The 12,653-nt window shown below is 52.4% G+C and carries 11 protein-coding genes; 1 reads left to right on the top strand and 10 read right to left on the bottom strand.

Annotated features, from left to right (window positions below; all coding sequences use genetic code 11):
- The first annotated feature begins 25 nt into the window (after positions 1-25).
- Complete coding sequence (locus K355_RS0103045; RefSeq protein ID WP_022730643.1) at positions 26-883, top strand: class I SAM-dependent methyltransferase; 858 nt, start codon at positions 26-28, stop codon at positions 881-883.
- Between the two features lie 86 nt (positions 884-969).
- Here the strand turns inward: K355_RS0103045 and K355_RS0103040 are convergent, their stop codons facing one another.
- The 10 genes from K355_RS0103040 to K355_RS0102995 form a co-directional block, all read right to left on the bottom strand.
- Entirely contained in the window at positions 970-2,139 is a 1,170-nt protein-coding gene (locus K355_RS0103040; RefSeq protein WP_022730642.1) for an ABC transporter permease, read from the bottom strand.
- On the bottom strand, positions 2,136-3,134 hold the full coding sequence (locus K355_RS0103035) for an ABC transporter permease (protein WP_022730641.1): 999 nt from the start codon (positions 3,132-3,134) through the stop codon (positions 2,136-2,138). The genes K355_RS0103040 and K355_RS0103035 overlap by 4 nt, the downstream gene beginning before the upstream one ends.
- Before the next feature lie 78 nt (positions 3,135-3,212).
- Complete coding sequence (locus K355_RS0103030) at positions 3,213-5,147, bottom strand: ABC transporter substrate-binding protein (RefSeq protein ID WP_022730640.1); 1,935 nt, start codon at positions 5,145-5,147, stop codon at positions 3,213-3,215.
- The gene (locus K355_RS0103025) at positions 5,144-7,072 is read right to left on the bottom strand and encodes an ABC transporter ATP-binding protein (RefSeq protein ID WP_022730639.1); all 1,929 of its coding nucleotides are present in this window, start codon (positions 7,070-7,072) and stop codon (positions 5,144-5,146) included. Before K355_RS0103025 ends, K355_RS0103030 begins: the two co-directional genes overlap by 4 nt.
- A 6-nt stretch (positions 7,073-7,078) precedes the next feature.
- Entirely contained in the window at positions 7,079-7,702 is a 624-nt protein-coding gene (locus K355_RS0103020) for a hypothetical protein (RefSeq protein WP_022730638.1), read from the bottom strand.
- Positions 7,693-8,451, bottom strand: coding sequence for a polysaccharide deacetylase family protein (locus K355_RS0103015; RefSeq protein ID WP_022730637.1), 759 nt, complete (start codon positions 8,449-8,451; stop codon positions 7,693-7,695). The genes K355_RS0103020 and K355_RS0103015 overlap by 10 nt, the downstream gene beginning before the upstream one ends.
- Positions 8,448-9,590: a glycosyltransferase family protein gene (locus K355_RS0103010; protein WP_022730636.1), complete on the bottom strand. Its 1,143-nt coding sequence runs from the start codon at positions 9,588-9,590 to the stop codon at positions 8,448-8,450. Before K355_RS0103010 ends, K355_RS0103015 begins: the two co-directional genes overlap by 4 nt.
- A complete protein-coding gene (locus tag K355_RS0103005) occupies positions 9,587-10,204 on the bottom strand; it encodes a histidine phosphatase family protein (protein WP_022730635.1) in 618 nt (205 codons plus the stop codon). Before K355_RS0103005 ends, K355_RS0103010 begins: the two co-directional genes overlap by 4 nt.
- Positions 10,201-11,274, bottom strand: a complete 1,074-nt coding sequence (locus K355_RS0103000) for a glycosyltransferase family 4 protein (protein ID WP_245562893.1) — start codon at positions 11,272-11,274, stop codon at positions 10,201-10,203. Before K355_RS0103000 ends, K355_RS0103005 begins: the two co-directional genes overlap by 4 nt.
- A gap of 78 nt (positions 11,275-11,352) precedes the next feature.
- Positions 11,353-12,633, bottom strand: a complete 1,281-nt coding sequence (locus tag K355_RS0102995; protein WP_022730633.1) for a glycosyltransferase family 4 protein — start codon at positions 12,631-12,633, stop codon at positions 11,353-11,355.
- Between the last annotated feature and the right edge of the window lie 20 nt (positions 12,634-12,653).

The raw sequence follows: 12,653 nt of genomic DNA, 5'->3' as shown, positions 1-12,653 counted from the left end.
CCAAATCCGCCAAACGGGAGCCTTCATGACGTCAATGCCGTTATCACGCCGAATACGCCGCTGGAAATTCGGTCTGAAAACCTTGTTTGGCAGTTCACCTGCGGGCTACTTCATCCCGTATCGCTATGCCGATGAAACCGCCAAGGCAGTTGGAAAACCATCCTACCCGGCGATTGAACGCATGATGGATCATGCAGCGCCAACCATGAAAGCATGGCTGACCAAGGCGGAAAAATACCAAAGCATATTTGATACGCTAAACGATGCCGTGCCGCCCGAACCGCGCTGGCAGCAAAGTTGGTTCCCGCGCCTTGATGGCATGATGGCCTATGTCATGACGCGTGAATTTCGTCCCAAGCGGATTGTTGAAATCGGATCGGGTCATTCAACCCGGTTCTATCACCGTGCGATCCGTGACGGTGACCTTGAAACCGCGTTTCACGCAATTGACCCGGCACCACGCGCCGATATTGCCGAACTGCCGATTACGGTTGAGAAAACCATCGTGCAAAAGGCCGACCAGACAGTTTTTGAGACCATCGAAGGGGCCGATATCCTGTCGATTGATTCAAGCCACATCCTGATGCCCGGCACCGATGTTGATTTGCTGTTCTCATCAGTCATCCCGACATTGCCCAGCGGCACGATCATTCATATCCACGACATCACCCTGCCCGATGATTATCCGTCAAAATGGCAGTGGCGCGGATATAATGAACAACAGGGTGTTGCGTCCCTTTTGGCCGGAAACGGCTTTGAAATATTGTGGTCGAGTGCCTATGCGACGACAAGGCTTCAAGAGCTTGTCGATGCGTCACCGGCAAAGAGCATCCATCTGCCAAGGGGAGCGATAGAGACCAGCCTGTGGCTGCATAAGAAATAACGCACCCATAGACCAAGCTTATACAGACACCAAAGGGCAGCTCAGAGAGCTGCCCTTTGGTGTAAATGAACGCTGCTTAATCCCGCCTAATTCTTATAGGGATCGGCCGCATCGCGCAGGCCATCGCCCAGGAAGTTAAACGCCAGAACAACAATCACCACCGGCACCACCGGCAACATCAGCCATGGATAAACCGCAACCGCGTTGATGTTTTGCGCATCATTGAGCAACACGCCCCAACTTGTCACCGGTGCCCGTAGGCCCAGCCCCAGGAAGCTAAGCGCTGTTTCACCAAGGATCATGTTGGGGATCGACAGGGTTACGGATGCGATCAGGTGGCTGGCAAAGTTTGGCAGAAGATGACGTGCGACAATCCGTTTGGGCTTTGCGCCCATCAGACGGGCCGCAAGCGCGTAATCTTCTTCGCGCAGCGCAAGCAGCTTGGAACGTACCGCACGTGCAAGCCCAGTCCAGTCAATCAGGCCCAGAATGATCGTTATCCCGAAATAGATCAGGATCGGGCTCCAGGTGACCGGTAAGGCTGCTGATAATGCCATCCAAAGCGGGATTTCGGGCAAGGAACGGATCACCTCGATCACGCGCTGCGCGGTTGCATCAACCCAACCACCGTAATAGCCCGCTGCCCCGCCAATCACGATACCAAGGAAGAAACTGACGGTAATGCCGACAAGACCGATGGTGAGCGATACCCGCGCACCATAAATGATGCGCGAAAACATATCGCGTCCAAGTCGGTCTGTGCCAAAGACAAATAAGGTGCCGTCTTGCGCCGGACACACGAAATGAAAATCGGTTTTAATCAGGCCCCAGAATTCGTAATCATCGCCAGAGCAAAAGAACCGAAGCCGATCAACCCGGTCCATGTTTGGGACGTAGTTCGGCTTAAGCGTTTCCATATCGACAGAGAAATCCGTGCCATATGTAAACGGGCCGACAAATTCCCCGTCATGGAACAGGTGAATGGATTGCGGAGGATGATGGATAAAGTTCGAATTACGCGTTTCCTGCGCATAGGGTGCGATGAATTCGACAATAAACACCGACGCATACATCACAGCCAAAATGATCAGTGAGACATAGGCCAACCGATGGCGTTTTAAGCGCCACCACGTCAAACGCCACTGCGATGCGAGATAGTATTTTTCCTGTTCTGGCGTCAGGGCATCGCGTTCATAGGGATTAAAGGGTGCTTTATCGACAAAATGCGCGTTGCGCTTTTCTTCGTCACTGCTCATTTTCCAACCCCTCCCTGCAATCGAATGCGTGGATCAAGCCAGGCCAGTAACACGTCGGAAACAAACATCCCCACAACCGTCAGAAGGGCCAAAAACATCAGGAATGAACCAGCAAGGTACATGTCCTGACTTTGCAAGGCAGTCAGCAACATCGGCCCGGTTGTCGGTAAGGACATGACAACCGATACAAGGACCGACCCCGAAACCACCTGCGGCAGGATATTACCAATATCGGCAATAAACGGGTTAAGCGCCATGCGCAGCGGATACTTAAACAGCACCTTAAGCGGTGATAGCCCCTTGGCATGAGCTGTAACGACATATTGCTTGCCCAACTCATCAAGCAAGTTGGCCCGCAACCGCCGGATCATGGATGCTGTTCCCGATGTCCCGATGACAAGTACTGGCGCCCATAAATGTTCGACAACGGACATGATCTTGGCAAACGACCAACCCTGATTGATGAATTCCGGATCCATCAACCCGCCGATTGAGGTGCCAAACACCACATTGGCGTAATACAGCAAAACCAGTGCGAACAGGAAGTTTGGCATCGCAAGGCCAAGGAAACCAAGCAGCGTAAAACCATAATCGCCCCAGCTATATTGCCGGGTGGCGGAATAAATGCCGATTGGGAAGCTGACGATATAGATGAACAAAATGGTGCTGAAATTCAGAACCAGCGACAACCATAGCCGGTCGCCGACAACTTCGGTCACCGGCAGGTTATATTCGAATGAAAACCCAAGATCGCCGTGCAAAAGCCCCCAAGCCCAATCGAAATATTGTACGTAAAGCGGCTGATCAAGGCCGTATTGGTGCTTTAAAAATTCGATTTTTGCCGGATCAACGGCCTCGCCCTGCGACTGCAGCTCGTTGAGATACGTGCTCAGAAAATCCCCAGGGGGAAGCTGAATGATCACAAACACCAGAACACTGATCATAATCAGTGTCGGCACCATTACAAAAAGCCGTCTAGCCAGAAAGGTCAGCATCGGCGGTTACGCTCCCCCAAACGTTTTATTCCCAATCCCACATCAGGAACAAACCGTCGAATAATCAAATTGTTCGTCTTATCGATCCCACCAGAATGTATCTGGTCGATAAATGCCAAAGAAGGCACCCGGTTCCCAACTATGGATACCTTTTTCCGGCACATTGCGCATATCTTTATCCACAACAACCGGTTGCGGTACATTCCCGATCAATCCAATGGAAAACATGTTTTCCGAATTGATATCAAGGATCGACTGCCAAGCCGCCATCCGTGCAGCGTCATTGCCAGTTTGCCATTTGCGGTATTGCACCATCAATTCCTTGGCCGCAGGCATATCTGGTGCTTCGCCAGCTTCGCCGTCGGTTTGATAGTACTGCCCCCATTTCGGCCATTGCAGGGTGTCTTGCTGTACCGGGACAAATTCGGACGGAACGGAATTGGGTGTTGCCAAACCGTTGTCGATGCCATTGAAAATCGAGATGATGGTTTCGCCAGTATAGGCCCGGTTGCGCAAAACTTCGCGCTGTAGCCCTTTGACAAACATCTTAATCCCGACCTGACGCCAGCTGTCGCCAACCAGCTCAAGCATATCATCGTGTTCGGGGTTCTCGCCTGTTGTCTCAACAATGATTTCCATTGGCCGACCATCAGGCAAAAGCCGGATGCCATCACCATTGCGTTCATCAAGCCCCATCTCGTCAAGCAGGGCATTGGCCTTATCAACGTCGAACTGGATATAGTTTTCGCGATATTCCGGCTTATACAGCGGGCTTTTTGGCAGAACCGTATTGTTGGTTGGCTGTGCCAGACCAAAGAACATAACGCGGTTGATTTCGGTGCGATTGATCGCAAGCGACAATGCCCGACGGAATCGAACATCGCGTAATACACCACGCCACACCGGATCAGAGCAGGTCAGATTTGGATAAAGTGCGGCATAGGCACCGGCCCCGACATCCCACAGGCGGACGTTATAGTTTTGTTGTGGTTCGGCCTGTTTGAGGAAGGTGTAATCCTTTAGCGACAGAATACGGCTTTGCAGGTCGACCTCTCCTGCCCCGACTTTTGCCGGGACCAATTTGGAGTTGGCGATGTTAAAGATCATCTTGTCGATATAGGGAAGCTGATTCCCGGCCGGATCAACCCGATGATAAAACGGGTTGCGCACAAAGACGAATCGATCAGACGGTTCTTCCGTGGTGATCAACCACGGCTCAAGCGACGGACGGTCGATATTTGAAAGCTTGTAGGGCCGGTCAATATCGGTGTGCAACACGGCCCAGCTGCGCAAGCCGCGTTCTTTGACCATGGCATCCAGTTCGGCCGCATCGCGGTAGTTTTCATGGAACTGTTTTAGGTAATGCGCCGGACGATAAATGAATGGTGGCCTTGTACCGGCAAGTTCGGTCAAAAAGAACGGATTGGGCTGTGACCAGCTATATCGCACCGTAAATTCGTCAAGAATTTCAAAGGTTGCGGGTTCATCGCCAACAAACAGGAACCGCGGCGGACCGACTGGGAACAGTTCATCGTTGTTAACAATGTCTTCCCAGTAGTAGCGGAAATCTTCGGCGGTAAAGGGTTCGCCGTCAGACCATTTATGACCTTTGCGAAGATGAAGGGTAAAGACATTCCCCTCCTCGTTCACATCAAGGCTTTCAAGAATGTCAGGCTTAAGATCAAGGTTTTCATCATAACCGATCAACCGTGCATAGCCGTAAACAACCGCCATGCGGATGTCTTTTGACCGACCCATGATGGTCACGAACTGGCCACCATACTTACCAACAGTTTTATCCTCGGCCTCGAAATCGATCACTTTGGGATGTTCTGGCAATCGATCAAGCATCGGTGGCAAGTCGCCAGTGGCAACGGCATCCTCAAAATACGGCACCTCGGCCTGCGCTGATGTCGAAAGAACTGCCCCACCGGAGCAAAGCCCACCGGCGAAGATAGCCCCCATGATGGCATGGCGAAAAACACAACCTTTGTCATTGGGCCACCGGGTCATATTGCTATCTCCGTAAAATCGGCACGCTCGGCGCGTACAAAATGGTCTTCGGCAAACTGCATCATTTTCGGGTCGCTATTACGGTTAATCGTAAAGGGTGCAGGCCAGCGCGCCGGATCAGACGCCTTGCCATCCATGATCTTGTTGAAATCAAGTGGATGGTCCAGATCAGCAAACGGAACAGCATTGAGCAACGCCTGCGTATATGGATGCAGCGGGTTGCGGAACAGTTGTTCACGTGGTGCAGACTCAACAATACGACCAGCACACATCACAGCAATGCGATCCGCGACATAATCTATGACCGCAAGGTTGTGCGAGATAAACAGATAAGTCAAATTAAGATCACGTTGTAAATCTTTTAAAAGATTAAGTATTTGCGCCTGAACTGACACATCAAGTGCCGACGTCGGTTCGTCAAAGATCAACAGGTCCGGCTTAAGGCTGAGCGCACGTGCAATGCCGATACGCTGGCGTTGACCACCAGAAAAACTATGCGGATAACGGCTCAGGAAACGTGGGTCGAGCCCGACAACTTCCATCAGTTCGAGCACCATCTTACGGTGATAGGCGCTATTGCCGACCCCATGGATGATCATTGGCTCTGTGATGATATCCTGCACTGTCATGCGTGGATTAAGTGATCCAAACGGGTCCTGAAAAACAAACTGGATGCGTTTGCGATATGGATTTAGCTGATCTTCATCAAGGCCCGTCAGCTCGGTCATCTGACCGCTTTCACCGCGAAACAGGATCGATCCATCATCCGGGTCCATTGCCCGCATAATCAGCTTGGACAGCGTTGTCTTGCCACAACCACTTTCGCCAACCAGACCAACGCATTCGCCGCGGTTCACCGTAAGCGATACGTCCGATACTGCCGGGATTGAATGATGTTCGGCCTTAAACCAGTTGCCCTTACGCTGGGTGAAGCTTTTGCTGAGATGACGGACGGCCAATACAGGTTCGCTCGCCATGCTTGGATGTAAGGCCAATGACGGTGGAACTTCGGTTTGTTCGCGTGGATCATCTTCGGATTCGTTAAGCGCTAAAAGACTACCGGTCTTTGGTTTGATTTCACGCAACGGCTTTAGCCGTTCGTCGGGCCCCATGTCAAAATGCGGTACAGCAGCGAGCAGCGACTGGGTGTAGGCATGGCCCGGATTGATAAACACGTCATCGGTTCTGCCCGACTCAACAACCCGGCCATCATAAATAACCACCATGCGATCGGCCATATTGGCCACCACCCCGAGATCGTGGGTGATCAGCAGCACCGACATTTTAAGTTCGCTTTGCACTTCCCGGATCAAACGCAGTATTTGCGCCTGAATGGTGACATCAAGTGCAGTCGTCGGTTCATCCGCAACCAACAAGGCAGGTCGACACACCATGGCCATGGCAATCATCGCACGCTGCCGCAGACCACCAGACAATTCAAACGGATAGGTCTTAAGCGCACGTTTTGGGTCGGCAAACCCGACAAGGGTCAGCATTTCCTTGGCAAGTTCGCGGGCTTCGCTGTTGCCGACCTTTCGGTGAAGGCGGACGGCCTCGCAAATCTGATCGCCAATGGTATGAAGCGGGGACAGGGAGCTCATCGGCTCCTGAAAAATCATCGATATCCGGCCACCGCGGATTGATCGCATTTGCGCGCCAGAACGGTCAAGCATGGCAATATCGACGCGTGTTCCGGGCTTGTCGGGGTCTGCAAATATAATCGAACCGTTGGTGATCTGTGCGGCCTTGGGCAACAGCCCCATGATGGCCTGTGAAATTGTGCTCTTGCCCGACCCTGATTCGCCGACCAAAGCGACTGTTTCCTGCGCACCAATCCGAAAAGTGACGTTTTCGACTGCCTTGACCCGCATATGGGGCAAAACAAATTCAACTTTCAGGTCCTTGATACGCAGAATGTCAGTCATAATTTCTTAGGCACCACCATTTGACCTTTCTGATGCGACAGCCCGAACAAGCGTTTCAGCCTCATCCATGCGCATCAGATTGGTACGTGTAACGTCGTCCACAAGAAGTTGGTTATCTTTCGCCCAATCACGAGAAATATCAAGAAGTTCGTCGAAGCCGACCAAGGTGGATTCTGCAACAATCTTGGCATCTCCGGCTTGCAGTGTAAGTTCAAACCAACCTTTGTTGCCATCGCGCTTGGTACTGAAGTAACGCAAACGGAACTTTGAAAGTTCCGACCAGGCAAACGCCGTCCCGCCCCGCATGCTTGAAAGACGAATGCCATATTCGGAAATGTAAATTTTCGACTGGAACCGCAGCAAAGTCCGCACAAAGTAAAAAATGAACAGCAAGGACAGCCCGGCTGAGGTCCATTGAATGATGGCAAGCATTTCCGGGATCAGGGCAATCACCCCGCAAATCAGCAAACCAACAATTGATTTGGCCAAATCAGGCGCCATTGTTTTTGTCGGATAGGCCAGCATTTGCACATCACGATCATGCACCCCGGCTGGTTTTACCGGATCAATCGCTTCGTCGACGACTGGCGCGTCATCGAGCTCCGGATGTTTGTTCGGACTTATTGCCATGGAAATACTCCGGGAATTCTTAGCCAGCTGAGTGCTGAATGTTCCATCGAAAAAAGATTATCAAGAAAATGTGTTGTTGCCCCGTCATGGACCAGATGATGGGTCAGGATACCAGTCGGCTCTTTTGGGTCAGCAGCACCGGTACGACGGGCGGCAAGATGGGCGATCATAGACCCAAGCGCCACGTCTTCACCAACAAATCCACGACTGCCCCACCAATCAATGACATCGACATGGGTATTTACCTGCAACAGCCCCTTATACGGCTCGGCAGTTTGGCGCGCATTAAAGGTGCTTAAACCACAGAAACCCAGGGAATTTAGGGTTGCGACCACATCATCGGCGATCCGGTTCCACGGCGGAACAACCACCGGAAGAAACCGGTTCCCAAACCGTGATGAGAGCACCGAAAACCCTTTGCGCAAATCGGCAACGACAGCACCAAGATCGCGCACGTCATCAAGTTCCTGTTTTTTGCGCCCGTCAGGCATATGGTTCTGGTGGGCCCATCCATGCTGCAACACGCGGGTATCAAGAGTTTCTGCCAGCCGCTCGACCAGACCGTTTTGCAAATTTGCCGGAATCACGGCCAAGGCAAGCGGTACCTTGTATTTCTGTTCAAATGCCAGAATGGTATCGAGTTGCGGGGTTACCGTTACAGCATCATCATCGCGCCACCAAGCCGTGGCAATCCGTCCTTCGGACTGCCACAGATCAAGTTCTGCGCGCAAATGATCCCAACTGCTCATGCCGATCCCTTTATCAAAGCTGCGATAAGTGCCGCAGTTCTTTGCGCACCATCCAACGCAATACTGAGATTTTGCGGTTGATTGGCACGATCTATTTGTTTTGCTAATGATTGCGCAGTCAGGCCACTAAGATCAAGCAAGGAAATGACACCGGCACTTGATAAAATTTCGCCGCGCTCTTTTTGTTCACTTTCGCCACCTTCGGCAAACGGCACCATAACCGCAGGTGTCTTTGTCGAAAGAACATCCATCAACGTATTGTACCCGGCTTGCGAAACGGACACAGCAGCCTTGGCCATGCGGGCGCGAAAGTCTGGCAGGAAGCGATGCAAAACCATGCCGGGCGGCAATGTTTGCGATACTGCGTCAAAGCGTTCTTGCGCGAAATGCGGCCCGGCAACGATGTCCCACTGCGCATTTCGAAACCGCTCTGAATGCTCCCGCGCAGCAATGGCAATTTCGATCAGCTCAACACCAACCGCACCGCCGCCCGCCGATACCAGAACCCCACTTCGTGTATCATCCTGTCTGTTCAAATATTCCGATGCATTCGTTGGCGCCACATAGCCGGTATAGGTAATCATGTCGGCGATATCATTGGCGTATGGAAAACTATGGTCAAAGCCAAACAGATCAGGATCGCCGTGCACCAGAACTTTGTCGAAATACTGACGCGCGACATCGCGCATCCACTTGGTCTTTACCGGGTCTTTCTTACGCACCAAAAGGTCGCGCACCGAACAGATAATGGGAACACCGGCCTTCTGTGCCGCCTCCATCAAGGGGATCAATTCGAACCGAAATGCCCTCCGCCCAAACGGGAACATTTCAATCAGAAGCAGTTTTGGCGATGCCTTTTTGAATGCCGCCAGCAAATCCTGTGTCCGGCGGCTTGTCCAATCCTCATTGATCGGACAATCATTGGCGTCAACAAGGCCTGAAAAATTGCTATCTGCTGTGCGACATGCGGGCAATTGCACAACTTCGTCTGCAGCAAAATCAAGTGCCGGGTCCGGAATACCACCGCTGGCAACAGTCACCGTTAACCCCTGCTCGCGCATCGCCTGATTGATCAAGGCCATGCGACGGACATGTCCAATACCAAGCAAATGCTGCACATAAACCATGACATCGGTCATACAGCGCCCCCATCGGCGGAAATTAACGCGATGTTGAGTTTCACCACCTCAAAGCCGTCTTGTTCAGACCAGTCAAAAACATGCAGACATTCCCAATCAAGTTTATCAGGGATTTTTCCCATCATGTTCCATCCACGTGCCGCAGCATAAACAGCACGAATAACGCCTTTGTGGGTGATGGCGCCAAATTTTACGGCACCGTGCGTACTTATCTGTCTGGCCAGGAAACCCTGGACACGCACAAGCACATCTTGCGGGCTTTCGCCGCCGTCCGGGCGAAACGCCCAGCCACGATCTTCATTCTGTGCCATGTTTTCCCCAAGCACATTACGAAGATCAGGCAATCGTTGGCCTTCCCAATCGCCCCAATCCATCTCAATCAAATCGGGTTGCGGTGTAACCGGTGAAATCGCCAAGGCATCAGCTGTTTCGCGTGTGCGTGACAGTGGCGTGCAGTACCATGGAACGGTTTGCCAATCGTTTGGCAAACGTCGGGTACGGTATTTGGCGACAGTATCAGCCCGCAATAAAATGTCAGAATGGCCCTGAATACGTTTTTCAACGTTCCAGTCGGTCACCCCGTGTCGCAAAAGGGCAAAGCGTATTTTGTTCATGTGCAGTCCGGCGTTGCATTTACAACGATCTTGCGAAGCTCTGAACCCAATACATTTGATGCTGCGCCGATTGTGTGATCCTGCTTGGCTTTTGCAGCCGCATTGCGCCCGAAAGAACGCAGTGTCTCAATTTGATCTGTCAGACATCTTGTTAGCTGCGCACCAAAAGCACCTTCATCCCCAGCCGGGACAAGCCAACCTGTTTTCTGATCCGACACCACACCAGGCACACCACCCGTGTTTCCTGCCAGTACAGGCAGCCCTGCGGCCTGTGCCTCAAGCAAGGCCATACCGTATGCTTCGTTAATCGCAGGCCAAACAAACAGATCGGCAGACGCAAGATGGTCGCGTGTTTGACCTGCGCTGCAAAGCCCGGCAAAAAAAAGGTTCTGTTTCTTAATCCCCTGTGCAGCAAACAAACCCTCGACTGATGTCCGCTCCGGGCCATCACCCACAATGGTCAAATGCCAGTTTTTAACATTGTCGCGTTTAACGCGGCCCAGCACCCGTGCCAAGGCCTCAAAAGATTTCAGCTTATCGCCTTCGCGCATCATAGCCGTTGTGACAAGTTTTACGCAGGTGCAGTCAATATCGGCGCGTTCGGGCACCTGCCAGTTTTCAATCTGGGTAAAGGGTGCGAGATAATGCAATTTCCTGGCATCACAAATTGGTCTTAGGCATTCCATATCAGTGCGATTAAGCGAAAAGACCGCATCGGCGTGACGCAGAGCCAATTCCACTGCCTGATGACTTTGTTGCCACGGGCCATCTGCGCGTTTGGGCGCAAAGGATGCCTCGGCGACGACATAGGGGATGTCCAGCGCATTGGCGACAAGCGGACCAACCCAGTCCGGTGCCTTGTAATAAAGGTGGTAGGTAAACCAAATGTCGGGCTTTGGGCGAAAGCCGGTTTGATATTGGCGCAACAGTCGTGCAGCAAGCTTCGTCCCCAACTCGGCCAGACGCGCCTGTTTTAGGATATTGCCATCTGAAACCCGGCTGCGCAGACGCGCTGCAATATCAACCTGCATGTCAGTCCCTTCAAGGGCGGCAACCAACATCCGCGCCATCAACCTATCCCCGGATGGCACCGGATGGTCAGTGGGCTTTAGCGGAGCATAGAAGGCAACCTTCAAGATGGTAGCCTCCTACTCTGCTGCGGGTTTCTGAGAATGGCTGGAAGAAATGTTTTCCGGATCGCTGTCGGTAACGCCAAAACGATGCGCGAGATCCTTCATGCCGCTGTAGAAGGAAAAATCGCGTCGTACGATTTCATTGCCCTTCCGGCCCATTTCATCGCGCCGTTTCGGGTCCGAAATCATGGCTTGCAAGGCCTTGGCCAGCTCATCGGGATTGCGCTGAGGAACCAGCAGGCCGTTCACGCCATCTTCGATCAGTTCCGGGATTGCGGAAATCGCGGTTGAAACGGCCGCCAGACCACAAAGCTGTGCTTCCATCAACACATTGGGCAGACCATCACGGTCACCGTCCTTTTGTATCCGGCTGGCCAGAACAAACAAATCAGCAGACTGACAGGCAGCAATGACTTCTTTCTGATCGCGGGCACCTTGCCACTCACAACGTCCTGAAATGCCAAGCTCAGCGGCAAGTTTACGGTATTTATCGCCACTTCCCCCACCGATATGCACAAAACGCCACGAAAGGTCCTTGGGCAATTTAGCCAAGGCACCTAGCAAATCGTCATAACCCTTTTTGCCGACCAAACGCCCGACCGACAAGATCGTTACCGGCTGATCGGCATTACCGCCATCGCGCATTTCACGATCTGGCAGCTTTTCGGGAAACCGCGAAAAATCAAGTCCGTGATAGAGCAAATGAACCTTTGACGGGTCTTCAGCCAGCCCCTGCAGGTAATCGACATTGGCCTTGGTACAGGTCACCAACCAATCCATATCGCGCAGCTTTTCGCGCATGTCCCAGTCCGCACTGGTGTAGATATCCTTGGCGTGCGCCGAACAGGACCATGGAATTCCCCGCATGATCGCGCAATAGCGTGCGACCGACGCAGGTGTATGGAGGAAATGGGCGTAAATACGGGTGATGTCATCGGGAAGTTCCGCCGCCATGACAATGGCCTGCACAAACCGTCGGGCGCGGTTTGGTGTGCGGTCACGGCGGTAATCCTGCCACCAGATATTGACTGCCCGGCGATAGCCACGCAATTTTCGGACTTTTAACCAACTGCGCACAACACGCAGCGGTTCCTGATTGACATATTCTGGCAGATAATCGATATCCCCCGTAATCCTTTCATGGATCGGGTGACGTTTTTTATCCGTGGGATGACGCAGTGAGACAATCCGATAGGGAATACCTACCTGCTGAATGCCAAGGATTTCCTGCGCAATAAAGGTTTCCGACAATCGCGGATAACCTTTAACCACGATTGCAAGAGTGTCGCGTGTCATAAATTGGGCATCCCGGCGTT

The sequence above is a fragment of the Thalassospira lucentensis MCCC 1A00383 = DSM 14000 genome (assembly GCF_000421265.1).
Lineage (GTDB): Bacteria > Pseudomonadota > Alphaproteobacteria > Rhodospirillales > Thalassospiraceae > Thalassospira > Thalassospira lucentensis.
Note: the sequence above shows the minus strand (reverse complement) of the source record. Positions and strands in the feature narration are given on the sequence as shown.

Bases quoted from the DNA above. Each gene is read 5' to 3' on its own strand.
- K355_RS0103045 (WP_022730643.1), top strand. From the start codon at position 26: ATGACGTCAATGCCGTTATCACGCCGAATACGCCGCTGGAAATTCGGT.
- K355_RS0103040 (WP_022730642.1), bottom strand. From the start codon at position 2,139: ATGAGCAGTGACGAAGAAAAGCGCAACGCGCATTTTGTCGATAAAGCA.
- K355_RS0103035 (WP_022730641.1), bottom strand. From the start codon at position 3,134: ATGCTGACCTTTCTGGCTAGACGGCTTTTTGTAATGGTGCCGACACTG.
- K355_RS0103030 (WP_022730640.1), bottom strand. From the start codon at position 5,147: ATGACCCGGTGGCCCAATGACAAAGGTTGTGTTTTTCGCCATGCCATC.
- K355_RS0103025 (WP_022730639.1), bottom strand. From the start codon at position 7,072: ATGACTGACATTCTGCGTATCAAGGACCTGAAAGTTGAATTTGTTTTG.
- K355_RS0103020 (WP_022730638.1), bottom strand. From the start codon at position 7,702: ATGGCAATAAGTCCGAACAAACATCCGGAGCTCGATGACGCGCCAGTC.
- K355_RS0103015 (WP_022730637.1), bottom strand. From the start codon at position 8,451: ATGAGCAGTTGGGATCATTTGCGCGCAGAACTTGATCTGTGGCAGTCC.
- K355_RS0103010 (WP_022730636.1), bottom strand. From the start codon at position 9,590: ATGACCGATGTCATGGTTTATGTGCAGCATTTGCTTGGTATTGGACAT.
- K355_RS0103005 (WP_022730635.1), bottom strand. From the start codon at position 10,204: ATGAACAAAATACGCTTTGCCCTTTTGCGACACGGGGTGACCGACTGG.
- K355_RS0103000 (WP_245562893.1), bottom strand. From the start codon at position 11,274: ATGGCGCGGATGTTGGTTGCCGCCCTTGAAGGGACTGACATGCAGGTT.
- K355_RS0102995 (WP_022730633.1), bottom strand. From the start codon at position 12,633: ATGACACGCGACACTCTTGCAATCGTGGTTAAAGGTTATCCGCGATTG.